Raw genomic sequence first — 21,665 nt, forward strand, 5'->3', positions numbered from 1 at the left:
TCCCCGCGGAAGGACCATGACGCAAGGAGAAAACATGCGCAAGACGCGTATTGCAATGGCCGCCATGGGCGCTGTTGCCGCTCTCACCCTGTCGGCCTGTGGCGGCAACGGGGGCAGCGGCGGCGGGGAAACCCAGGGCGGCACGGCCGGCGGCGGCGAAACCCTCCGCGTCGGCATCAAGTTCGACCAGCCGGGCCTGGGGTTCCAGTCCGGCGGTGAATACACCGGATTCGACGTCGACGTGGCCAAGTACGTCGCGAACGAACTGGGGTACTCCGAGGAACAGATCGAATTCGTCGAGTCCCCGTCCGCCAACCGCGAGAACATGCTCTCCAACGGCCAGGTGGACATGATCTTCGCGACCTATTCGATCACCGATGAGCGCAAGAAGACCGTGGACTTCGCCGGGCCGTACTTCGTGGCCGGCCAGGACCTGCTGGTCAGCGCCGAGAACACCGACATCAAGGGTCCGGATGACCTCAACGGCAAGAACCTCTGCTCGGTCACCGGCTCGACATCGGCGCAGCGCATCAAGGACGAGCACGCCGAGAACGTCAACCTCCTGGAGCGCCCGGGCTACGCCGAGTGCGTCACCGCCATGCAGAGCGGCCAGATCGACGCCGTGACCACGGACGACATCATCCTGGCCGGCCTCGCCGCCCAGCCCAACTTCAAGGGCAAGTTCAAGGTCGTCGGCAACCCGTTCTCCGAAGAGCGCTACGGCGTCGGGCTGCCCAAGGGCACCGACCAGTGCGCCGACATCAACGCCGCCATCAACAAGATGGTCGAGTCGGGAGCCTGGGAAGAGGCGCTGACCGCCAACACCGAGGGCGTGGACTACAAGTTCAACGAGGAACTGAACCCGCCGAAGCCTGGCGACGCCTGCGCCTAAGCCGCTGACGCCGCGGGGCAGGCCAGCTGCCTGCCCCGCGGCGTGCGCGTCTCTTCCCGATGAAAGGGGATGGACCTCTTGTCCGAATACTTCCAGAGCTACCTGACGGCGCTGGAGACCTATGATGTGGTGGCTGCCCTCTGGGTCAACATCCAGTTGACGTTCTGGGCCTTCCTCTGTGCCCTGGCGCTGGGTACCGTGCTGGCGTTGATGCGGATCTCGCCCGTGCCCAGCTTCCGCTGGGCGGGTGCCGCCTATGTCAACATCTTCCGGAACACGCCGCTGACCATCATCATGACGTTCTGCATCCTGGTGCTCGTCTTCCAGCTGCAGCTGAACCTGTCCGCCGATTTCGACTTCAATTTCTTCCTGTGGGCGATCGTCGGCCTGTCGGTGTACCACGCGGCCTTTTTCTGCGAAGCCATCCGCAGCGGCGTCAACACGGTTCCCCTCGGCCAGGCCGAAGCGGCCCGGGCCATCGGGCTGAGCTTCCTGCCGGCGGCCCGCCATGTGGTCCTTCCGCAGGCTTTCCGCGGAGCCATCGCGCCCATGGGCAACACGCTGATCGCGCTGACCAAGAACACCACGGTCGCCACGGTCGCCTCGGTCCCCGAGGCCGCGGGCCTCATGAAGACCATGATCGAGTTCCGTCCGGATGTCATCATGGCGATCTTCGCGACGTTCGCCCTCGGGTTCGTGGTCATCGTCATCCCGATCGGCCTGCTGACGACCTGGCTTTCGAAGAAACTGGCGGTGGCACGATGACAACCCGGCAGAGCGTACTTTTCGACGCGCCCGGACCGATGGCCCGGCGGCGCATCGTCATCACGAACATCGTGGGCATCCTGGTGTTCCTTGGCGCGGCGGCCTTCGTCCTCAAGGGCCTGTACGACCAGGGGCAGCTGGCGCCGGAGCTCTGGACGCCCTTCCTGACCAGGGAGGTCTGGGAGTTCACCATCATGCCCGGCCTCATCAACACTTTCAGAGCCGCTGCCGCCGCGATCGTGACCTCCGTGGCCTTCGGCCTGTTATTCGGCGTCGGCAGGCTCTCGCACAATAAGGCCTTCGCCTGGATCAGCGGCATCATCGTGGAGTTTTTCCGGGCAGTCCCGGTGCTGCTGATGATGATCTTCTTCTGGCTTCTGCTTGGCCAGCTGAAGGTCCTGGAGCCGGCGGACATACCCTTCTTCGCCGTGGTCATCGCGCTGACCTTCTACAACGGCTCCGTCATTGCCGAGCTCGTGCGCTCCGGTGTCCACGGGCTGCCCAAGGGCCAGCGGGAAGCCGCGATGGCCATCGGCATGACGCGCGGCCAGTCCATGCGCAGCATCGAACTGCCGCAGGCACTCGTCGCCATGCTGCCCTCGCTGGTCAGCCAGTTCGTCGTCATCCTCAAGGACTCGGCGCTCGGCTCGATCATCACGTACTCCGAGCTGCTGCGGTCCATGCAGATCTACGGATCATCGGGGCCGATCCTGCAGGCACTCGCCGTCGCCGCCATCTTGTTCATCATCATCAATTTCACGCTGTCCGGTGTGGCCAACTGGCTCTCCCGGTTCCTGAGCAGCCGCACTGCCGGCAAGACCCGTCCGGTCAGCGCTCCCCCGGTGGCGGCCAAGGCCGGCTGACCCCGAGCCTTGATACCTCTGGCCAGGTGCGGGCGGCGTCCACAGCGGACGCCGCCCGCACCCGCTTAAGCGGTCCTGCTCAGCTGAGCCAGCGGCGCAGCGCGTCCAGGCAGGCTCGAACGGCCTCGGCGGTCACGTGTTCGTTGTCCGTGTGGGCCAGCAGCGCGTCCCCGGGACCGAAGTTCACCGCCGGAATGCCCAGCTCGCTGAACCGGGCCACGTCAGTCCAGCCATACTTCGGCTTCGGCTCCGCCCCGACGGCAGCGACGAAGTCGGCCGCGGCCGGGTGCTGCAGACCCGGTCGTGCCCCCGCCGCCGCATCCGTCCGGACCACCTCGAATCCCTCGAGCAGCCCGCGGACGTAGGCTTCGGCGTCGTCCGGGGTCTTGTCCGGGGCAAAGCGGTAGTTGATTTCGACCACGGTCTTGTCCGGGATCACGTTGCCGGCGGTGCCCCCGCTGATCTTCACGGCATTGAGGCTCTCCCGGTAGTCGAGGCCGTCCACGGTCACGGTCGCCGGTTCGTGGTCGCGCAGCCGCACCAGGATCTCGGCGGCCGCGTGGATGGCGTTCTGCCCCATCCACGCCCGGGCCGAATGGGCGGCCCTGCCGATGGTCGTGGCCTCGAACCTGCTGGTGCCGTTGCAGCCGCCCTCCACGGTCCCGTCCGTCGGCTCCAGCAGGATGGCGAAGTCACCGGCCAGCAGCTCGCGGTGGTTTCGCACGAGCCGGCCCAGGCCGCTGAGCGAGGCTTCGACTTCTTCATGGTCGTAGAACACGTAGGTCACGTCCCGAAGAGGTGCGGTCAGCTGCGCGGCGAGGGCCAACTGCACCGCGATGCCGCCCTTCATGTCGGTGGCTCCGCGGCCGTATAGCACGGCACCATCCCAGCTGGAGGGCACCGTCCCCCGCGACCGCGGCACCGTGGGCAGCGGGACCGTGTCCAGGTGGCCGGCCAGGATCACACGCTCGTCCCGGCCCAATTCGGTACGCGCCACGATGGCGTCCCCATCCCGCAGGACGTGCAGGTGCGGCAGGCCGCGGAGCGCCGTCTCGACGGCGTCCGCAAGGGCGCTTTCGTTCCCGGAGACGCTGTTGATGTCGATCAGCGTGGCGGTCAGCTCGGCGACGTCGGACGTCAGGTCAAGGGCAATGGTCGAAGCAGTCACACCCCAAGCGTAATGGGGCACGCTGCCCTATCCGACGTCGGTAGACTGGGGAACATGCCTGCGAACAACACTGATTCCGTCTTGCCCCGAACCGCCTACGGCTCCGGCCTCGCCACCGTCGCCGCCAACGGGACCGTCCTCGACGTCTGGTACCCCGCCCCGGGCCTCGGGGAGGCCCCGGCCGACGGCGCCGACCAAGACCTGAAGGCCCTGGCCCAGCAGGAAGACACGGAGCGGGGCGTCCGCTTCGAGCTGGTCAGCCGCGGCATCGACCTGGACGCCGCGCCCGCCGACACCGCCGACGCCTACCTGCGCCTGCACCTGCTCTCGCACCGGCTGGTCCAGCCCAATTCCCTCAACCTGGACGGTATTTTCGGCTTGCTCGCCAATGTGGTCTGGACGAACTTCGGCCCCTGCAGCACCGAAAACTTCGAGGCCACCCGCCTCCGGCTGCGCAGCCGCGGCAACGTGACCGTCTACGGCGTGGACAAGTTCCCCCGCATGGTCGACTACGTGCTGCCGTCCGGCGTGCGCATCGCGGACGCCGACCGGGTGCGCCTCGGCGCCCACCTGGCCGAGGGGACCACGGTCATGCACGAGGGCTTCGTGAACTTCAACGCGGGCACGCTCGGCACCTCAATGGTCGAGGGCCGCATCTCGGCCGGCGTCATCGTCGCTGACGGTTCCGACGTCGGCGGCGGCGCGTCGATCATGGGCACCCTCTCCGGCGGCGGCAAGGAGCGCATCAGCATCGGCGAGCGGGTGCTCCTCGGTGCCAACTCCGGCGTCGGCATCAGCATCGGCGACGACTGCGTCGTCGAGGCCGGGCTCTACGTCACGGCCGGCACCCGGGTGAGCCTGCTGGAAGCGAGCGGCGAGGCGCGCCAGGTCAAGGCCGTGGAACTCTCCGGCGTTTCCAACCTGCTGTTCCGGCGGAACTCCGTGTCCGGCGTCGTCGAGGTTCTGCCCCGCGCCGGCCAGACCGTCGAGCTCAACGCCGCCCTCCACGCCAACTGATTCGGGGTTTTCCGCCATATGGTTCGACGCCAACGCCGACGCAGCCTGTTGGTGCTGCTGCTGCTGGTTGCCCTGGTGGCCGGTGGGGTATGGCTCGCCGTGTCGTCGATCCAGCGGTCGGAAATCCTAGTGCGGGAGCGCTGCATGGCCGTGGTCGGTCCGGAGACCTTTGAACTGGCTCCGGACCAGGCCGCGAACGCAGCCCTGATTTCGGGAATCGCGGTCCAGCGAGGCCTGCCGGCCAGGGCTGCCTCGATTGCCCTGGCCACCTCGATCCAGGAGTCCAAGCTGCGCAACATCGGGCACGGCGACAACGCCGGGCCCGATTCGCGCGGACTGTTCCAGCAGCGGCCCTCGCAAGGGTGGGGCACGGAGGACCAGGTGATGGACCCGGTCTATGCCACCAACCGCTTCTTCGAGGAGCTCGAACAGGTCCCGGACTACGAGTCCATGCCGATCACCGAAGCCGCGCAAAAGGTCCAGCGCAGCGCCTATCCGGAGGCCTACGCGGACCACGAGGGGGAAGGCAAGGCCTTTGCCTCCGCCCTGACGGGCCACTCCCCCGCAGCACTGAACTGCGTCCTGAAGACGGCCGAGGGGACCGGCAACGCCGCGTCCGTCCAGGAGCAGTTGGAGCTCGCCTACCCGGAACTCCAGACCTCGGTGCATGGCAACCAGCTGCAGGTCAGCGTCGATGACACCACCGGCTGGGCCGTCGCCCAATGGGCGGTTGCCTCGGCCAAGGAACTGAAGATCGACGCGGTCGCCTTCGCCGGCTTGAGCTGGCAGCGCGGGGCCGGCGGCTGGTCCACGGCGGGAACGGAGCCCGGCACTGTGACCATCACCCTGGCGGACGCGGCCTGAGCCGCCCGGCCTTCAGGCCAAGCTGGCGCTATACGAGCAGTTCGACGACGGGTTGGACAAAGCTGCGGTAGGCGGCCTCGTCCTCGATCAGCTTCTGGCTCAGGATCATGCGGTTCGGTTCCACGTACCAGGCCCGGGCCTCATGCAGCGGTAGCTCGATCAGCTTCAGCTCGAACTGCCGCGCGTCGCGGCCCAGTTCCATCTCCCGGTCCTGCACCAGCTGGCTGATGAGCTTGGCCCGCCCGCTGGCCTCCCGCTCCTGCGCCGCCCGCTGGTATTCCGCCTTGCGTTCGCGGGCCCATGTCGTGGCGGCCCCGTAGTGGGCCTGCATCACCAGTTGCAGGGCGGGGCTGTCCTTGAACGATTCGAAGGCCGGAGGATCCAAGGCAGCGGTGTTCCCGGTTTCTTCCTTCACTAGGCCGGACCACCATTGTTCCCATTCCCGCCGCAATGCGACCGGGCCGCCGACGTGGGCGGTCAACTGCCGTGGATCGGCCCGGCGGATGTAGGGTTCCGCTGCCGAAACGGCGGGGAAACCTGCCCCGTCCAGCCCGGCAACATCATGAAAGTACAAGGCCATCAGCATCTGCGCCGAGGTGTCGGCGGTAATGCGCCAGCCCGAGCTGCCGGTGTGCTCCATCGATGAGGGTTCCTTTCCCGACGTCCTAGATCCACTCTAGACGCAGGTGTTGCCCGCGACCACCGTCAAATACCGACTCGATAGCGCCAGGAACTAGGCTGTAACCATGAGGATTCTGGTTACCGGGGGAACCGGCTACATTGGCTCGCACACTACGCTGGCGCTGCTCGAGGCCGGGCACGACGTCGTCGTGGTCGATAATCTCGCCAACTCCAGCGAGGAGTCGCTGCGGCGGGTGCAGGAACTGGCCAACCGCACCGCGGCCTTCCGCAAGGTGGACCTGCTCGACGTCGACACCCTGGGCGAGGTTTTCGATGCGGAGAAGATCGACGCCGTGATCCACTTCGCCGGGCTGAAGGCCGTCGGCGAATCGGTGGAACAGCCGCTGCGCTACTACCACAACAACGTCACCGGAACGCTGAACCTGCTGCGCTGCATGGAGGCCCACGATGTGCGGACCATCGTCTTCAGCTCGTCCGCGACGGTCTACGGCAATTCCGACCAGGTCCCGCTGACCGAGAAAATGCCGCTGGACGCCACGAACCCGTACGGGCGGACCAAGGAACAGATCGAAGACATCCTGTCCGACCTCGGGGCGTCGGACGAACGCTGGCGCATCGCGCTGCTGCGCTACTTCAACCCCGTCGGCGCGCACGAGTCCGGCCGGATCGGCGAAGACCCGACAGGCGTGCCCAACAACCTGCTGCCGTTCGTCGCACAGGTGGCGGTCGGCCGCCGCGAGAAGGTCCGCGTCTTCGGCAGCGACTATCCGACGCCGGACGGCACCGGCGTGCGGGACTACATCCACGTCATGGACCTCGCCGCCGGGCACCTGGCCGCGCTGGACTACATCGCTGGCCGCTCCGGCGTGCGCCGCTGGAACCTCGGTACCGGCCGCGGTTCCTCCGTCCTCGAGGTGCTGGAGGCGTTCGGCAAGGCCGCGGGCTTCGAGATCCCCCGCGAGCTGACCGACCGCCGGCCGGGCGACGCGGCGGTCAGCTACGCCGACCCCACCGCTGCCCTGGCCGAGCTGGGCTGGTCCGCCGAGCGGTCGCTGGAGCAGATGTGCCAGGACCATTGGCGCTGGCAGAAGGAGAACCCGAACGGCTACGCCGGCTCCTAGTCCGGCGGGATCCACCAAAGCAGATACGGCCCCTCTCCAACGCTGGAAAGGGCCGTATCTGCTTTTCGAGGGAAGGCGTCCGCTTCCAGGTCATATGCCCACCGGGATGCGCGCGTTAAACGCGTGTGTCCCCCGGACTGCTCCGGGGGACACACTCGCTTAAGGCACTTGCCGCCGTCGTACGCCGGCCGAGGCTCAGCGGGCGGGGTACTGGCGCTCCAGTTCACCCGTGTACAGCTGGCGCGGGCGGCCGATCTTGGTGTGCGGGTCCTTGATCATCTCGCGCCACTGGGCGATCCAGCCGGGCAGGCGGCCGATCGCGAAGAGCACCGTGAACATCTTCTCCGGGAAGCCCATGGCCTTGTAGATGAGGCCGGTGTAGAAGTCGACGTTCGGGTACAGCTTGCGTTCGATGAAGTAGTCGTCCGCCAGGGCCTTCTCTTCGAGTCGCATCGCGATGTCCAGCAGCTCGTCGTTGCCGCCGAGCTTGCTGAGGATCTCGTGCGCCGTGGCCTTGACGATGCGGGCACGCGGGTCGTAGTTCTTGTACACCCGGTGACCGAAGCCCATCAGGCGGACGCCGGCTTCCTTGTTCTTGACCTTCTCCATGAAGTCCTCCGGCTGCATGCCCGAGGACTGGATCTGCCGCAGCATGTTCAGCACCGCTTCGTTGGCGCCGCCGTGCAGCGGGCCGAACAGGGCGTTGATGCCGGCGGAGACGGAGGCGAACATGTTTGCGTTGGAGCTGCCCACCAGGCGCACCGTGGAGGTCGAGCAGTTCTGCTCGTGGTCGGCGTGCAGGATCAGCAGCAGGTCCAGCGCCTTGACCATCGTCGGGTCCAGCTCGTACGGCTCGGCGGGCAGGCCGAACGAGAGCCGCATGAAGTTCTCCACGAGGTTCATGGAGTTGTCCGGGTACAGCAGCGCCTGCCCGATGGACTTCTTGTGGGCGTAGGCGGCGATGACCGGCAGCTTGGCCATCAGCCGGATGGTGGACAGCTCCACCTGCTCGTCATCGAACGGGTCCAGCGAGTCCTGGTAGAACGTGGACAGCGCGCTGACCGCCGAGGACAGCACCGGCATCGGGTGCGCATCACGCGGGAACCCGTTGAAAAAGCCCTTGAGCTCCTCGTGGAGCAGGGTGTGGCGGCGGATCTTCTGGTCGAAGGCCTCGAGCTCGGTGGGCGTGGGAAGGTTGCCGTAGATCAGCAGGTAGGAAACCTCGAGGAAGCTCGAGTGCTCAGCCAGCTGGTCGATCGGGTACCCACGGTAGCGCAGGACGCCCGCGTCGCCGTCGATGTACGTGATCGCGGACGTGGTGGCCGCGGTGTTCATGAAGCCGGGGTCGAAGGTGACCGCGCCGGTCTGCTTCAGCAGCTTCGAAACGTCGTAGCCGTCATTGCCTTCTGCCGCTTTGAGCCTCGGCAGGTCAAGCTGGCCGCCGTCATACTGCAGGGTGGCACCGGTCTGCTCTGTCATTGAGTCCCCTTCAGGAGTCGTGGAAACTATCTGCACGGACGCCGTCCCAGTGGCGGCGCTAATGTGCACACTCGGATCAAACGCTACCGGCACGGGGGCCGCGATTTCTAATCCGGAGGTCACTTTTAGGTTTACAGGGCGTCACCGCAGCCGTTCGACTGCCGCATCGATCCGTTCGTCGGCCTCGGTCAGGGCGACCCGGATGAAGCCGTTTCCGCGTTCGCCGTAGAAAACACCGGGTCCGACGACGATGCCGAGCTGGGCGAGCCGGTCCACCGCCGTCCAGGTGTCTTCGCCCGTGGTGCCCCACAGGTAGAGCCCCGCTTCCGAGTGCTGGACCTGCAGCCCGAAGTCCCGCAGGGCCGGCAGCAGCCGCTCCCGGCGGCTCCGGTACAGGTCCTTCTGGGCCTGCACGTGGGCCGTGTCGCCGAGGGCGGCACGCATCGCCTCCTGGACGGGCAGCGGCACGATCATCCCGGCGTGCTTGCGGCTGTTGACCAGGTTCGCCATCAGGACCGGATCCCCGGCGATGAAGGCCGCCCGGTAGCCGGCCAGGTTGGACTGCTTGCTCAGCGAGTACACGCTGAGCAGCCCCTCGTGGCTGCCCTGCGCCACCTCGGGATCCAGTACGCTAGGCACGGCCTTGCCGCCCCGCTCCTGGTCCCATTCGTCCCAGCCCAGCTCGGCGTAGCATTCGTCCGACGCGACGACGGCGCCGGCCTCCCGGGCCTGCTCCACCAGCCCGCGCATCGAGGCGGTGTCCCGCACGATGCCCGTGGGATTGCCGGGCGAATTGATCCAGACCAGCTTGACGCGCCCGCGCGTGGCGGGGTCCAGCTCGTCGAGCGAATCGGCGGCAACCGGCGTCGCGCCGGCCAGGATGGCCCCGATGTCATAGGTGGGATAGGCGACGGTTGGCCGCACCACGACGTTGTCCTTGCCCAGGCCCAGCAGCAGCGGCAGCCAGGCCACCAGCTCCTTCGACCCGACCGTCGGCATGACGGCGGCCGGGTCCAGGCCCGGCACGTTCCGCCGGCGGCCATACCAGTCCGCGATCGCCTCACGCAGTTTCAGCGTGCCGTGCGTCGTGGGATAGCCGGGCGAGTCCGCGGCGGCCTTCAGCGCCTCCTGGATGACGGCCGGCGTCGGATCGACCGGCGTGCCGATGGAGAGGTTGACCATGCCGTCCGGATGGCGCGAGGCCTTGTCCCGATACGGCTCCATGGTGTTCCACGGGTACTCGGGAAGCTGCAGTCCGAAGCCCATGCGCTCAGTCTTGGTTCTGCGGCGGCAGCGCGGCGATCAGCGGGTGGTCCTTGTGCGTGTTGCCGATCTTGGCGGCGCCGCCGGGCGAGCCCAGGTCGTCGAAGAACTCGACGTTGGCCTTGTAGTACTCGGCCCACTCCTCCGGGGTGTCGTCCTCGTAGTAGATGGCCTCGACGGGACACACCGGCTCGCAGGCGCCGCAGTCCACGCACTCATCGGGGTGGATGTAGAGCGAACGCTCGCCTTCGTAGATGCAATCCACGGGGCATTCTTCGATGCATGCCTTGTCTTTGACATCCACGCACGGCTGCGCGATTACATACGTCACGTCCTTGAGCACCTTTCTTGTCTGCTACCCCAAGGGTAGCCCTTCGTCCATTATCTCCCCGCGTCCGGTCCTCACCTAAACTGGTGCCGTGCCCTCCCCCACCCCGGCCGGCTTCCTCCGTGCAGCGGCCCCCGGAACCAGAGTCGTGGTCCGCTACCGGATCCCCGGCGGCCTCACGGATGCCCTCGGCGAGCTGGTTTCCGCTAACGACGGCGAGTGCACCGTCCGGACGAAGCGCGGCGATGTGGTGGTGGACCTGGGTGCCGTGACGGCTGCCAAAGAAATTCCGCCCCCGCCGCGCCGCCGCGCCCGCAGCGATTGAGGAACATCAATCAGCCGGGCGTTTCTGACGTATGCTTGGCATATGCCAACCGATCAGGATCTGCAGGCCACCGGACGGGCGCTCAGCTCGCCAGTGCGGCTGCGCATCCTGCGGCTCTGCCTCCACCGCTCGCGCACCAACAAGGAGATCGCCGGGCTGCTGCACCTGAACCCGGCGACGAGCCTGCACCACGTCAGGACGCTGCTGAACACGGGGTTCCTGGAGGCCGAGGAGCCGCGCAAGGGCAACCGCGGCGCGCGGGAGGTGCCGTACCGGGCCACCCGCCGCTCCTGGGGCGCCGCGATGCCCGATGCCGCGCCGGTGCTGGTGGAGACCTTCCTGCAGGAGATCGACGGGCTGGCCCCGGACGAGATCGAGACGACCCGCATGGGCATCAAGCTGAACGATGCAAACCGGAAAGAGCTGATGGACAAGCTCCACGCCGTGCTGGAGGAGTATGCGCGGCGGCCGGCCGACGAGGACGGCACCGCGACGTCGATCTTCCTGGCCCACCACGTGGACCGGACCGCGAACTAGCGGCGAGGCTTGAGCGCCCAGGCGGTCACTGCGACCGACAAAATCACCATGACGGCCAGGCCGATGGTCCAGATCCGGCCCGCGATGGCGACGGCCAGTTCCTTGTCCGCCGACGTGGCGGTGACGATCAGCGGTTCGCCGAATAGCCCGCTGGCCATCAGTCCCACGAGGACGTAGGCGATGATCCCGGTCAGCCCGGCGGCGAGAACGTTCATGGTCCGCAGCCCGACCCAGACCATCGCCGCGGCAGCGAACAGCAGGGCCGCCGCGGCGCCCCACGGGTAAGCCTGGCCGGCGGTGAACCAGACCTGGCTGTGCAGGTTCGTCCCCAGCAGAGCCACCAGCAGCCCGCCCGCGATCGCGGTGCCCCAGCCGCGGGACGTCAGCCGCCGCCGTCGTGCGTTCTCCTGTTCCGAAGGCCGGACCGGCACCTGGCCCGCCGCCGTCGCGCCCGGGAGCTGCTGGCCGGACGGCAGGTTAAAGGCGGGAGGCAGCCCGCTCTCGTGTGGATCGGCGGGCTGCCTCTGCGCTGTCATGGAGCCAGCCTATGCCTTCGCGCGGGCGCGGTTGGCCTTGGCCCGTTCATTGGAGTCCAGGATCACCTTGCGGATCCGGATGGCCTCCGGGGTGACCTCGACGCACTCGTCCTCGCGGGCGAACTCGAGCGACTCTTCGAGGGTCAGCGTCCGCGGCGGGGTCAGGTTCTCGAAGCTGTCCGAGGAAGCCGCACGCATGTTGGTGAGCTTCTTTTCCTTGGTGATGTTCACGTCCATGTCGTCCGCGCGGGAGTTCTCGCCGACGATCATGCCCTCGTACACCTCGGAGGTCGGCTGGACGAAGAACGAGCCGCGCTCCTGCAGGTTGATCATCGCGAACGGGGTCACCACGCCGGCGCGGTCCGCCACCATGGAGCCGTTGGTGCGGTAATCGATGGGGCCGGCCCACGGCTCGTAGCCCTCCGAGTAGGAGGAAGCGATGCCGGCACCGCGGGTCTCGGTCATGAACCGGGTGCGGAAGCCGATCAGGCCGCGCGCGGGAACGATGAATTCCATCCGGACCCAGCCGGTGCCGTGGTTGGCCATGTTGACCATGCGGCCCTTGCGGGCGGCCATCAGCTGCGTTACGGCGCCGAGGTACTCTTCGGGCACGTCGATGGTCATGTGCTCCATCGGCTCGTGGACCTTGCCGTCCACGGTCCTGGTGACCACCTGAGGCTTGCCGACGGTCAGCTCGAAGCCTTCGCGGCGCATCTGCTCAACGAGGATGGCCAGCGCGAGCTCGCCGCGGCCCTGGACTTCCCAGGCATCCGGACGCTCGGTCGGCAGCACCTTCAGCGAGACGTTGCCGATCAGTTCCTTGTCCAGCCGGTCCTTGACCTGGCGGGCCGTGACCTTGGCGCCCTTGACCTTGCCGGCCAGCGGGGAGGTGTTGATGCCGATCGTCATGGAGATCGCCGGATCGTCGACGGTGATCAGCGGCAGCGGCTGCGGGTTCTCCGCGTCGGTCAGGGTTTCGCCGATGGTGATGTCCTCGATACCGGCGACAGCGACGATCTCGCCGGGGCCGGCGGATTCGGCGGGAACGCGCTCCAGGCCCTTGGTGGCCAGCAGCTCGGAGATGCGCACGCTCTTGAGTTCGCCGTTGGCCCGGGCCCAGGCCACCGTCTGGCCCTTCTTGAGGGTGCCGTTGAAGATGCGCAGCAGGGCGAGGCGGCCCAGGAACGGTGAGGCGTCCAGGTTGGTCACGTGGGCCTGCAGCACGCCCTCGGGATCGTAGGTAGGAGCCGGGATGTGCTCCATGATGGTGGCGAACAGCGGCTCGAGGTCCTCGCTGTCCGGGGCGGCGCCGTCCGCGGGCTGCTCCAGGGAGGCACGGCCAAGCTTGCCGGAGGCGTAGACCACCGGCACGTTCAGGACGGCGTCGAGGTCAAGATCGGGAACCTCGTCGGCCAGGTCCGAGGCCAGGCCGAGCAGCAGGTCCATCGATTCCGCGACGACCCCGTCGATCCGGGCGTCGGGGCGGTCCGTCTTGTTGACCAGCAGGACTACGGGCAGCTTGGCGGCCAGCGCCTTGCGCAGGACGAACCGGGTCTGCGGCAGCGGGCCCTCGGAGGCGTCGACCAGGAGCACCACGCCGTCCACCATGGACAGGCCGCGCTCCACCTCGCCGCCGAAGTCCGCGTGGCCCGGGGTGTCGATCACGTTGATCGTGACGTTCTCGCCGTTGGCCGAGGGACCCGAGTAGAACACGGTGGTGTTCTTGGCCAGAATGGTGATGCCCTTTTCGCGTTCCAGGTCACCGGAGTCCATCACGCGCTCTTCGACTTCGCCGTGCGTGGAGAAGGCGCCGGTCTGGCGGAGCATCGCGTCCACCAGGGTGGTCTTACCGTGGTCGACGTGGGCTACGATGGCGACATTCCGAAGGTCGCTGCGGACGGCGCTCTGCGTCGACGTGGTGGTTTCAGACATACGTGATGGCTCAATTCAGGTTGAGAACTGGAGAATCCGGCCCGGACGTGGCCGCGCCCTCAAAAAGGGGCATCTACATACTAGCGTCTGAAGGCAAAACGAACCTAATGCGCGCACGCTGGCGGCCCGTACGACGGCGTGTGCGCCCCGCCGTCGTACGCCATGCTTCCAGTGGGCGGCCGGGTCAGGCCACCTCCGGCGGCAGTTCCAGCCGGGCGCCCGGGATCGCGGCCAGCAGGGCCCGCGTGTAGTCCTGCCGGGGCGAAGCGAACACGCTGTCCGTGCTGCCGGTCTCCACCAGCCGACCCTTTTCCATGACGCAGACGTGGTCGGCGATCTGCCGCACGACCGCCAGGTCGTGGGTGATGAACAGGTAGCTCAGGCCGAGTTCCTGCTGCAGGTCTGCCAGCAGGTTGAGGATCTGGTCCTGCACCAGGACGTCGAGCGCGGACACGGCTTCGTCGCAGATCACCACCTCGGGATCGAGCGCGAGGGCCCGGGCAATCGCGATGCGCTGGCGCTGGCCGCCGGAGAGCTCGTTGGGGAACCGGCGCATCACCGAGGCCGGCAGCGCCACCTGGTCCAGCAGTTTCCGGACCTTTGCCTCGCGGCTCCGGCTGTCCCCGATCTTGTGCACCCGCAGCGGTTCCTCGATGGTCCGGAAGATGTTGTACATCGGATCCAGCGAGCCGTACGGGTCCTGGAAGATCGGCTGCACCCGGCGTCGGAACTTCAGCAGTTCCCCGCGCGACAGCCCGGCCATTTCCACGCCGTCGAAGAGGATCCGGCCCGACGTCGGCGTCTCCAGGTTCAGCACCATGCGCGCCACGGTGGACTTGCCGGACCCCGACTCCCCTACCACCGCCGTCGTTGTTCCCCGCTTAATGGAGAAGGAAACGCCGTCGACCGCGGTGAAGTCCGTGGATTTGCCGAACCCGGCCCGGAGCTTGAATACCTTGGTCAGGTCCTGCACCTCGATCACGTTGTCCGCCGCGGCCGCGGCTTCCGCCACCGGCGCCAGGAGGTCGGCGGAGTCGATCCCCGCCGCCCGCGCGGACTGGATGCGGCGGGAGGACAACGACGGCGCCGCCTCCACCAGGCGCTTCGTGTACGGGTGCCGCGGGTTCGTCAGGATTTCCTGCGCGGAGCCCGATTCCACGACCTGGCCCTTGTACATGACCACGACCTTCCGGGCGCGCTCGGCCGCGAGGCCGAGGTCATGGGTGATTAGCAGCACCGCCGTGCCGAGGTCCGCCGTCATGTTCTCGAGGTGGTCCAGGATCTGCCGCTGCACGGTGACGTCCAGGGCGGAGGTCGGCTCGTCCGCGATCAGCAGCCGGGGACGGCAGGAGAGCCCGATCGCGATCAGCGCGCGCTGCCGCATGCCGCCGGAAAATTCGTGCGGGAACTGCCGGGCCCGCCGCTCGGCGTCCGGCAGGCCCGCCTCGGCCAGCACCTGGGCTACGTCGCCCGGACCCGAGGGCAGCCCGTTGGCCCGCAGGGTCTCTTTGATCTGGGCGCCGATCTTCCAGACCGGGTTCAGGCTCGACATCGGATCCTGGGGAACCATGCCGATGGAATTGCCGCGCAGCTCCATGATCCGCTTTGGACCGGCCTGGGTGAGGTCCTCGCCGGCGAACAGGATCCGGCCGCCCGTGACGCGCCCGTTGCCGGGCAGCAGGCCGATGGCCGCCAGTGCCGTGGTGGACTTGCCGGACCCGGACTCCCCCACAATGGCCACGGTCTCCCCCGGCATCACCGTCAGATGCGCATTGCGGACGGCCGGCACGTCGCCGGTCGAGCTGCTGAAGGTGATGGCCAGGTCGCGGATTTCCAGCAGCGGCTCGGTGCTGTTCACTTCTTGGATGAGCGTCATCGTTTCCTGGCTTTCGGATCGAGGGCATCGCGCAGGGCGTCCCCGAGCATGATGAAGCTCAGCACGGTCACGGACAGCGCGGCGGCGGGCCAGAGCAGGGTCGACGGGTTCGACCGCAGCGAAACCTGGGCTGCGGAAATGTCATTGCCCCAGCTCATCACGGCCGGCGGCAGGCCGATCCCCAGGAAGGACAAGGTGGCCTCGGCCACGATGAAGATGCCCAGGTTGACGGTGGCCACGACGATGACGGGTGCCAGCGCGTTCGGGATGACGTGCCGCACCAGCGCCGCCGCCCGCGACACGCCCAGCGAACGCGCGGCCGTGACGAAGTCCGCGTTGCGCACGGAGATGACGGCGCCGCGGGTAATGCGTGCGACCTGCGGCCAGCCGAACACCACCAGCGTGATCACCACGGTCCAGACATTGCGGTTTTCCCGGAAGAACGGCAGCTGCATGATGATGATCGCTCCGAGGATCAGCGGCAGGGCGAAGAATACGTCGCCGATCCGGGCGATGACCGAATCCAGCCATCCGCCGTGGAACCCGGCGATGGCGCCCAGCACGCCGCCGACCAGCAACGCACCGAGGGTCGCGAAAATGCCGACCGTCAGCGAGGCCTGCGTGCCGTAGATCAGCCGCGCGTAGACATCGCAGCCCTGGACCGTGAAGCCGAGCGGATGTCCCGGCGCGGGACCGCCGTCGGAATTGGCCAGCTGGCAGTTCGCGTTCGGCTCAGTCTGCGTGAAGAGCCCCGGAAGAAGCGCCACCACGACGATCAGCAGGATCAGGACCGAGGCAATGATGAACAGCGGCTGGCGGCGCAGGTTGTGCCACGCCTCGGCCCACAGGCTGAGCGGCTGGACGTCCTCGGCGACCTTGTCGGTCGCCTGCAGCGGCGTCTCCTCGATCGGTGCGACGTAGTGTTCGATGTGGTCTCTGCGGTACTCAGGCATAGCGGATCCTCGGGTCGAGCCAGGCGTACAGCACATCCACGACCAGGTTGGCCAGGATGTAGACAAGGATGAGGACGCTGACGATCGACACGATCGTCGGTCCCTCTCCGCGCAGGACCGACTGGTACAGCCGCTGCCCTACGCCGGGCACGTTGAAAATGCCTTCCGTGACGATCGCCCCGCCCATGAGCGCGCCCAGGTCCGCCCCGAGGAAGGTGACCACGGGGATCATGGAGTTCCGCAGGATATGGACGACGACGACGCGTGGCCGGGACAGTCCCTTCGCCGTGGCAGTGCGCACGTAGTCCGCGTTCATGTTCTCGATGACCGACGTCCGGGTCAGTCGGATGACGTAGGCCAGGGACACCAGGCCGAGCACGATGGCCGGCAGGATCAGGTCGGACCACCCGGCCTGCGCGCCGACCGTCGGCTTGGCCCAGCCGAGCTTGACGCCCACGACGTATTGCAGGACGAAGCCGAGCACGAAGATCGGGACGGCGATGAGGACCAGGGACGCGATCAGGACGGTTCCGTCGAAGAAGCGGCCCTTCCTCAAGCCCGCGATCACGCCGAAAATGATGCCGAAGACGGCCTCGAACAGGAGCGCAAGGATCGCCAGCCTGATCGTCACCGGAAAGACCTGGGCCAGGACCTCGGCCACTGGGCGGCCGGAAAAATCGTTGCCCAGATTGAATGTCACCAGGTTCTTCAGGTACAGGAAGTACTGGACCAGGAAGGGCTGGTCCAGGTTGTACTGCTCCCGCAGCTGGGCGGCGACGGTCGGATTGACGGCACGGTCGCCGAACAGCGCCTGGATCGGGTCCCCGGGAAGCGAAAAGACGAGGAAGTAGACCATGAAGGTCGCCCCGAAGAATACCGGGATCATTTGCAGGAACCGCCGGGCGACGTACCAGGTCATCAGCCTGCCCCGCCGTCGGAGGGATGATACGTGTGAGTCTGCATGAGTCCTTTGCCCGTTCGCTCTAGATTAGCCGCCGTCGTGGAAAAGCCCGCAGGGCCCGGCCAAAGTGCCGGACCCCACGGGCCGCTCAGGCTACTTGCGGGTGATCTGGTGGTAGATCGGGACACCGCTCCAGGCAGTGTCGACCTTGTCCACGTTCTCGCTCCAGCCGACCTGGCGGACCTGGTACCACAGCGGCACGGCGGGCAGGTCCTGCAGCAGGATTTCCTGGGCCTCGTTGAACGCCGCGGTCCCGGCCTCCGGGCTCTTGGCGGACAGTCCCTCGCGGAGCTTGGCGTCGAACTCCTTGTTGGAGTAATCGCCGTCATTGGAACCGGCTCCGGTACCGAAGGTCGGGCCGAGGAAGTTGTACAGCGACGGGTAGTCGGCCTGCCAGCCCGTGCGCAGCGCGCCCTCGAGATTCTTGGACGTGGCAATCTCCCGGACCTCGGCGAAGGTCGCGTAGGGCTTCCCCTGCGCGTCAATGCCCAGCTCGTTCTTGATGCTGTTCGCCACCGCGTCGATCCACTCCTTGTGGCCGCCGTCGGAGTTGTACGAGATCGTGAACGGCTTGTCGCCCCACGGCTCGATCTTGTCCGCCTGGGCCCAGAGTTTGCGAGCCTCCTCCGGATCGAACTTCAGCACTTCGCTGCCCGTGATGCCTTGGTCGTAGCCGTCGATCACCGGCGCGGTGAATTCCGTGGCAGGCTCGCGGCCGCCGGAGAAGATCACCTTCGTGATTTCGGGACGGTTGATCGCCATGGAGATGGCCTTGCGGCGCAGATCCCCCGCCTCTCCCTTCCACTCATCGAGGTAATCGGGAATGGTGATGGCCTGGTTGCCCGCATACGGCTTCTCCAGGTAGCGCCCCTCGCCGAGGTCCGTCTTGAAGTTCTTCAGGGAACTCGGCGGAATCGTGTCGAGCAGGTCGAGGTTGTTGGCCAGCAGGTCCTGGTAGGCCGCCTCGAAGCCGGAGTAGATCTTGAAGGTGATGCCGTCGTTCTTGGGAGCGCGGGTGCCCGTGTAGTCGGGATTCGGCACCAGGGCGATCTCGACGTCGTGCTGCCAGGCACCGTCACCGGAAAGCTTGTAAGGACCGTTGCCAACAGGGTTCTCGCCGAACGCCTCCATGTCCTGGAAGGCGGCCTCGGGAAGCGGCGAAAAGGCCGTGTAGCCCAGCCGCAGCGGCCAGTCCGACTCCGGCTGGGCCAGTTCCACGGTGAAGGTTTTGTCGTCGAGGACCTTCAGACCGGACATCTCCTTCTTCTTGCTGTCCTTGGCACTGACCTCGTCATACCCGGCGATGCTGTCGAAGAAGTACTCGTTCAACTGCGCGTTCTCCGCCGCAGCCCCGTAGTTCCAGGCGTCCACGAAAGAACTGGCCGTGACCGGGTCGCCGTTCGTGAACTTCTGGTCCGGCTTCAGGGTGATGGTGTAGTTCTTCGAATCCTTGGTCTCGATGGATTCGGCGACCTCATTGACCGGCGCACCGGAAGCGTCGTAGCTGATCAGGCCTTCGAAGAGCAGGTCGACGACCCGGCCGCCACCGACCTCGTTCGTATTGGTGGGCACGAGCGGATTCTGCGGCTCGGTGGTGTTGGCGGTAATGACTGCCGAGGCATCGGCACCGTCCGTTCCCCCGCCGCTGCCCCCACAGGCGCTCAAGGCCAGCGCAGCCGCGGCCGCGAGGCCAACAATTCTGGAAGTGCGAGCAAATCGCATTCCGCCTCCTCAGTAGCTAGTCAATTCCCGGGCGGAATACGGGCGCCGGGTGGATCGTCGCGTTTCGGTGTCCCTCCAGCGCCGAGCTTTGGCGGCCACGTCAGAAGTGACCCGGGTTACAGTATGTGGTTTACAGGTTCCTTGCAATTTCGGACCGGCGGTGCGCCGGGAGGGGGATCCGTCCCGGTGAAGCGCGGCTCCGGCCTGCCGGCCGCCTGCGGGAAGGCACGGGGAATAACGATTCACTGGGAAGGGCGGCATACTGCCCGGATGCGGATCTCGACATGGCTGCCCCTAGGCCCGCGGCACCACGAAGGGCGCTGTGCGGACGGCTGCCGTCCGTTGACGCTCGAAGGAATACATCCTGACCAGCCCTTCGCCAGAGGCCGGAGGCGCTGGGCAGTGCCTCCGGGATTCAGTGTATCTCCGGCCTCCCGCTTCCGCAGCTAACCCAATTGGGCGAGACCCTATTGCAATACCGGGCCCCCAATTCGCGTCGGAGCATTCGGGCTTCCGGCTCCTCCCTACCGGTCCCGCTCAGCTCCCCGACCCGAGCAGCTGTTCCCTGAGCTCCCTGCGCTCGCGCTGCAGGACGGGGTCGGGCAGCGGAACCGCCGCCAGCAGCCGCTGCGTGTAGGCCTCCTGGGGATTGCGCAGGATCTCGTCGCGGGTTCCCTGCTCGACAATGTTGCCGTGCCGCATAACGCAGATCCGGTCCGCGAGCACGTCGATGACCGCCAGATCGTGGGTGACGAACAGGCAGGCGAAGCCCAGTTCCCGCTGCAGATCGCGGAACAGCTCCAGCACCTTGGCCTGCACGGAAACGTCCAGCGCCGAGGTCGGCTCGTCCGCGACCATCAGCTTGGGCTGCAGCGCCAATGCCCGGGCGATGCCGACACGCTGCTTCTGGCCACCGGAGAGCTCGTGCGGATACCGGTTCCGGTAGGCCCGCGGCAGCTCCACCTGATCCAGCAGGACCTCGATCTTCTTCTGCAGCGCTTCGCCCTTCGCCACTCCGGCAAGGTACATCGGCTCTCCGATGCTCTCGCCGATCGGCAACCGCGGATTCAGAGACGACGACGGGTCCTGGAACACCATGCCCACGTTCCTGCGCAGCGACTGCAATTGCTTGCGGCTGGCCCCCGCAATCTCCTGGCCTGCCACCTTGAGCGAGCCTTCGGCCACCGGCAGCAGGCCCACGGCGGCCCGGCCGATTGTGGTCTTGCCCGAACCCGACTCGCCCACCAGTCCGACCACCTGGCCCGGGTAGATCACCAGGTCGGCTCCCTCCACTGCCCTAAAGGCCGGAACCCTGCCTTGCTTCGGGTAATCGATAGCACCACCGGCCAACTCCAGCACCGGGTCACCGTGGACCGCTTCCTCCGCGGCGCGGGCCAGGGCGGCCTCGTTCTCTTCCTCGCGGCGCTTCATCTCGTCGTCGTCGACGATGTCCAAGGTGACGCCCGTTGCCGAGGCAAGGGCCGCAGTGACGTCCACCTCCGCTTCGCCGCGCTCATGGCTGGCGCCCAGCCTCGGCACGGACGCCAGCAGCTGCCGGGTGTATTCGTGCCGCGGATTGCTGAAGATCTCCTCGGCCGTACCCGTTTCGACGATCCGGCCGTTCCGCATCACCGCGATTTTATCCGCCAGGTCGGCGACCACGCCCATGTCATGGGTGATGAGGACGATGGCGCTGTCCAGCTTGTTCCTCAGGCTGCGCATGAGGCCCAGGATTTCCGCCTGGACAGTAACGTCCAGTGCCGTGGTGGGTTCGTCAGCGATCAGCAGCTTGGGGTCGCAGGACAATGACTGCGCGATCATGGCCCGCTGGCGCTGTCCGCCGGAGAGCTGGTGCGGGTAGGACTTGAACGCCTTGGCGGGGTCCGGCAGTTCCACCAATTCCAGTAGCCGGAGGGCACGCTCGCGCGCTTCCTCCGGAGAAATGGCATTGTGCAGGCGGAGCGTCTCGACGATCTGGAAACCGATTGTGTACACGGGGTTCATCGCCGTCATCGGTTCCTGGAAAATGACGGCGACGTCGTTGCCACGGAGCCGGCGCAGCTTTGCCGGGCCGAGGCCCAGGATCTCCTGGCCGTTGAGTTTCACGCTTCCGCTCACGCGGCTGTTGGGCGGCAGGAGCCCCAGCAGGGCCATGGAACTGGCGCTCTTGCCCGAACCGGACTCCCCCACCAGCGCCAGCACCTCGCCGGCACGCACCTCATAGTTCAGGTCGATGGCCGCCGGGACCCATTCCTTGTCCACGCCGAAATCCACGCTGAGGTCGGTGACCTGCAGGACGGGCCTGCCGGGTTCGCCGGCAACATCCTCGGTCGGGGCGGGGATGACCGGATCGATCATTTCAGTCATGGTGCTTCGTCCTTCTAACGTTTTTCGGGAGTCCGACGGCGGCTGGTCCCGTTA

20 protein-coding genes are annotated in these 21,665 nt (G+C 66.9%); 8 read left to right on the forward strand and 12 right to left on the reverse strand.

The genetic code is table 11. The annotated features are described in order from the left end of the window. Positions 1 to 34: 34 nt before the first annotated feature. The 3 genes from OC550_RS10020 to OC550_RS10030 all read left to right on the forward strand — a co-directional run bounded on the left by OC550_RS10020 (position 35) and on the right by OC550_RS10030 (position 2,520). Positions 35 to 892 (forward strand): glutamate ABC transporter substrate-binding protein, encoded by an 858-nt coding sequence (locus OC550_RS10020; protein WP_262105642.1) that lies wholly within the window; start codon positions 35 to 37, stop codon positions 890 to 892. A gap of 69 nt (positions 893 to 961) precedes the next feature. Further along, complete coding sequence (locus tag OC550_RS10025) at positions 962 to 1,657, forward strand: amino acid ABC transporter permease (RefSeq protein WP_262105643.1); 696 nt, start codon at positions 962 to 964, stop codon at positions 1,655 to 1,657. Then, positions 1,654 to 2,520: an amino acid ABC transporter permease gene (locus OC550_RS10030; RefSeq protein ID WP_262105644.1), complete on the forward strand. Its 867-nt coding sequence runs from the start codon at positions 1,654 to 1,656 to the stop codon at positions 2,518 to 2,520. The genes OC550_RS10025 and OC550_RS10030 overlap by 4 nt, the downstream gene beginning before the upstream one ends. Before the next feature lie 79 nt (positions 2,521 to 2,599). Here the strand turns inward: OC550_RS10030 and dapE are convergent, their stop codons facing one another. Then, the gene (gene dapE / locus OC550_RS10035; protein ID WP_262105645.1) at positions 2,600 to 3,688 is read right to left on the reverse strand and encodes a succinyl-diaminopimelate desuccinylase; all 1,089 of its coding nucleotides are present in this window, start codon (positions 3,686 to 3,688) and stop codon (positions 2,600 to 2,602) included. 54 nt (positions 3,689 to 3,742) lie between these two features. Between dapE and dapD the strand changes: the two genes are divergently transcribed. Both dapD and OC550_RS10045 read left to right on the forward strand, forming a co-directional pair. Then, positions 3,743 to 4,705 carry a 2,3,4,5-tetrahydropyridine-2,6-dicarboxylate N-succinyltransferase gene (dapD, locus tag OC550_RS10040; protein ID WP_262105646.1) on the forward strand — a complete coding sequence of 321 codons (963 nt, stop codon included), beginning with the start codon at positions 3,743 to 3,745 and terminating at the stop codon, positions 4,703 to 4,705. Between the two features lie 18 nt (positions 4,706 to 4,723). Further along, positions 4,724 to 5,569 (forward strand): hypothetical protein, encoded by an 846-nt coding sequence (locus tag OC550_RS10045; RefSeq protein WP_262105647.1) that lies wholly within the window; start codon positions 4,724 to 4,726, stop codon positions 5,567 to 5,569. Between the two features lie 28 nt (positions 5,570 to 5,597). Here the strand turns inward: OC550_RS10045 and OC550_RS10050 are convergent, their stop codons facing one another. Then, positions 5,598 to 6,209 carry a hypothetical protein gene (locus OC550_RS10050; protein ID WP_262105648.1) on the reverse strand — a complete coding sequence of 204 codons (612 nt, stop codon included), beginning with the start codon at positions 6,207 to 6,209 and terminating at the stop codon, positions 5,598 to 5,600. Positions 6,210 to 6,315: 106 nt separating this feature from the next. On the opposite strand from OC550_RS10050, the gene galE reads away from it, so the two are divergent. Next, positions 6,316 to 7,332, forward strand: a complete 1,017-nt coding sequence (gene galE / locus OC550_RS10055) for a UDP-glucose 4-epimerase GalE (protein WP_262105649.1) — start codon at positions 6,316 to 6,318, stop codon at positions 7,330 to 7,332. Between the two features lie 195 nt (positions 7,333 to 7,527). Here the strand turns inward: galE and OC550_RS10060 are convergent, their stop codons facing one another. The 3 genes from OC550_RS10060 to fdxA form a co-directional block, all read right to left on the reverse strand. After that, the gene (locus OC550_RS10060; protein WP_262105650.1) at positions 7,528 to 8,811 is read right to left on the reverse strand and encodes a citrate synthase; all 1,284 of its coding nucleotides are present in this window, start codon (positions 8,809 to 8,811) and stop codon (positions 7,528 to 7,530) included. A gap of 141 nt (positions 8,812 to 8,952) precedes the next feature. After that, complete coding sequence (dapC, locus tag OC550_RS10065) at positions 8,953 to 10,077, reverse strand: succinyldiaminopimelate transaminase (protein WP_262105651.1); 1,125 nt, start codon at positions 10,075 to 10,077, stop codon at positions 8,953 to 8,955. Between the two features lie 4 nt (positions 10,078 to 10,081). After that, the gene (gene fdxA, locus OC550_RS10070) at positions 10,082 to 10,405 is read right to left on the reverse strand and encodes a ferredoxin (RefSeq protein WP_262105652.1); all 324 of its coding nucleotides are present in this window, start codon (positions 10,403 to 10,405) and stop codon (positions 10,082 to 10,084) included. A gap of 88 nt (positions 10,406 to 10,493) precedes the next feature. Here fdxA and OC550_RS10075 point away from each other — a divergent pair, with 88 nt between their 5' ends. After that, positions 10,494 to 10,727: a hypothetical protein gene (locus tag OC550_RS10075; RefSeq protein ID WP_262105653.1), complete on the forward strand. Its 234-nt coding sequence runs from the start codon at positions 10,494 to 10,496 to the stop codon at positions 10,725 to 10,727. 42 nt (positions 10,728 to 10,769) lie between these two features. Beyond that, complete coding sequence (locus OC550_RS10080; RefSeq protein WP_262105654.1) at positions 10,770 to 11,264, forward strand: transcriptional regulator; 495 nt, start codon at positions 10,770 to 10,772, stop codon at positions 11,262 to 11,264. Here OC550_RS10080 and OC550_RS10085 read toward each other — a convergent pair. The 7 genes from OC550_RS10085 to OC550_RS10115 all read right to left on the reverse strand — a co-directional run bounded on the left by OC550_RS10085 (position 11,261) and on the right by OC550_RS10115 (position 21,602). After that, positions 11,261 to 11,800, reverse strand: coding sequence for a hypothetical protein (locus tag OC550_RS10085; protein ID WP_262105655.1), 540 nt, complete (start codon positions 11,798 to 11,800; stop codon positions 11,261 to 11,263). The genes OC550_RS10080 and OC550_RS10085 overlap by 4 nt on opposite strands. Positions 11,801 to 11,809: 9 nt before the next feature. Beyond that, on the reverse strand, positions 11,810 to 13,732 hold the full coding sequence (gene typA, locus OC550_RS10090) for a translational GTPase TypA (RefSeq protein ID WP_262105656.1): 1,923 nt from the start codon (positions 13,730 to 13,732) through the stop codon (positions 11,810 to 11,812). 184 nt (positions 13,733 to 13,916) lie between these two features. Then, positions 13,917 to 15,608, reverse strand: a complete 1,692-nt coding sequence (locus OC550_RS10095; protein ID WP_262105657.1) for an ABC transporter ATP-binding protein — start codon at positions 15,606 to 15,608, stop codon at positions 13,917 to 13,919. After that, positions 15,605 to 16,561, reverse strand: a complete 957-nt coding sequence (locus tag OC550_RS10100; RefSeq protein WP_262105658.1) for an ABC transporter permease — start codon at positions 16,559 to 16,561, stop codon at positions 15,605 to 15,607. The genes OC550_RS10095 and OC550_RS10100 overlap by 4 nt, the downstream gene beginning before the upstream one ends. After that, entirely contained in the window at positions 16,554 to 17,480 is a 927-nt protein-coding gene (locus OC550_RS10105) for an ABC transporter permease (protein WP_262105659.1), read from the reverse strand. Before OC550_RS10105 ends, OC550_RS10100 begins: the two co-directional genes overlap by 8 nt. A 135-nt stretch (positions 17,481 to 17,615) precedes the next feature. Continuing rightward, positions 17,616 to 19,244 (reverse strand): ABC transporter substrate-binding protein, encoded by a 1,629-nt coding sequence (locus tag OC550_RS10110; protein WP_262105660.1) that lies wholly within the window; start codon positions 19,242 to 19,244, stop codon positions 17,616 to 17,618. 537 nt (positions 19,245 to 19,781) lie between these two features. Continuing rightward, entirely contained in the window at positions 19,782 to 21,602 is a 1,821-nt protein-coding gene (locus OC550_RS10115; protein WP_262106310.1) for an ABC transporter ATP-binding protein, read from the reverse strand. Between the last annotated feature and the right edge of the window lie 63 nt (positions 21,603 to 21,665).

The organism is Arthrobacter sp. Marseille-P9274 (assembly GCF_946892675.1).
Taxonomy (GTDB): domain Bacteria; phylum Actinomycetota; class Actinomycetes; order Actinomycetales; family Micrococcaceae; genus Crystallibacter.

What these genes read in the sequence shown, in the direction of transcription:
- OC550_RS10020 (WP_262105642.1), top strand. Translation starts at nt 35, where the DNA reads ATGCGCAAGACGCGTATTGCAATGGCCGCCATGGGCGCTGTTGCCGCT.
- OC550_RS10025 (WP_262105643.1), top strand. Translation starts at nt 962, where the DNA reads ATGGACCTCTTGTCCGAATACTTCCAGAGCTACCTGACGGCGCTGGAG.
- OC550_RS10030 (WP_262105644.1), top strand. Translation starts at nt 1,654, where the DNA reads ATGACAACCCGGCAGAGCGTACTTTTCGACGCGCCCGGACCGATGGCC.
- dapD (WP_262105646.1), top strand. Translation starts at nt 3,743, where the DNA reads ATGCCTGCGAACAACACTGATTCCGTCTTGCCCCGAACCGCCTACGGC.
- OC550_RS10045 (WP_262105647.1), top strand. Translation starts at nt 4,724, where the DNA reads ATGGTTCGACGCCAACGCCGACGCAGCCTGTTGGTGCTGCTGCTGCTG.
- OC550_RS10050 (WP_262105648.1), bottom strand. Translation starts at nt 6,209, where the DNA reads ATGGAGCACACCGGCAGCTCGGGCTGGCGCATTACCGCCGACACCTCG.
- galE (WP_262105649.1), top strand. Translation starts at nt 6,316, where the DNA reads ATGAGGATTCTGGTTACCGGGGGAACCGGCTACATTGGCTCGCACACT.
- OC550_RS10060 (WP_262105650.1), bottom strand. Translation starts at nt 8,811, where the DNA reads ATGACAGAGCAGACCGGTGCCACCCTGCAGTATGACGGCGGCCAGCTT.
- dapC (WP_262105651.1), bottom strand. Translation starts at nt 10,077, where the DNA reads ATGGGCTTCGGACTGCAGCTTCCCGAGTACCCGTGGAACACCATGGAG.
- OC550_RS10080 (WP_262105654.1), top strand. Translation starts at nt 10,770, where the DNA reads ATGCCAACCGATCAGGATCTGCAGGCCACCGGACGGGCGCTCAGCTCG.
- OC550_RS10085 (WP_262105655.1), bottom strand. Translation starts at nt 11,800, where the DNA reads ATGACAGCGCAGAGGCAGCCCGCCGATCCACACGAGAGCGGGCTGCCT.
- typA (WP_262105656.1), bottom strand. Translation starts at nt 13,732, where the DNA reads ATGTCTGAAACCACCACGTCGACGCAGAGCGCCGTCCGCAGCGACCTT.
- OC550_RS10095 (WP_262105657.1), bottom strand. Translation starts at nt 15,608, where the DNA reads ATGACGCTCATCCAAGAAGTGAACAGCACCGAGCCGCTGCTGGAAATC.
- OC550_RS10100 (WP_262105658.1), bottom strand. Translation starts at nt 16,561, where the DNA reads ATGCCTGAGTACCGCAGAGACCACATCGAACACTACGTCGCACCGATC.
- OC550_RS10105 (WP_262105659.1), bottom strand. Translation starts at nt 17,480, where the DNA reads ATGACCTGGTACGTCGCCCGGCGGTTCCTGCAAATGATCCCGGTATTC.
- OC550_RS10110 (WP_262105660.1), bottom strand. Translation starts at nt 19,244, where the DNA reads ATGCGATTTGCTCGCACTTCCAGAATTGTTGGCCTCGCGGCCGCGGCT.
- OC550_RS10115 (WP_262106310.1), bottom strand. Translation starts at nt 21,602, where the DNA reads ATGATCGATCCGGTCATCCCCGCCCCGACCGAGGATGTTGCCGGCGAA.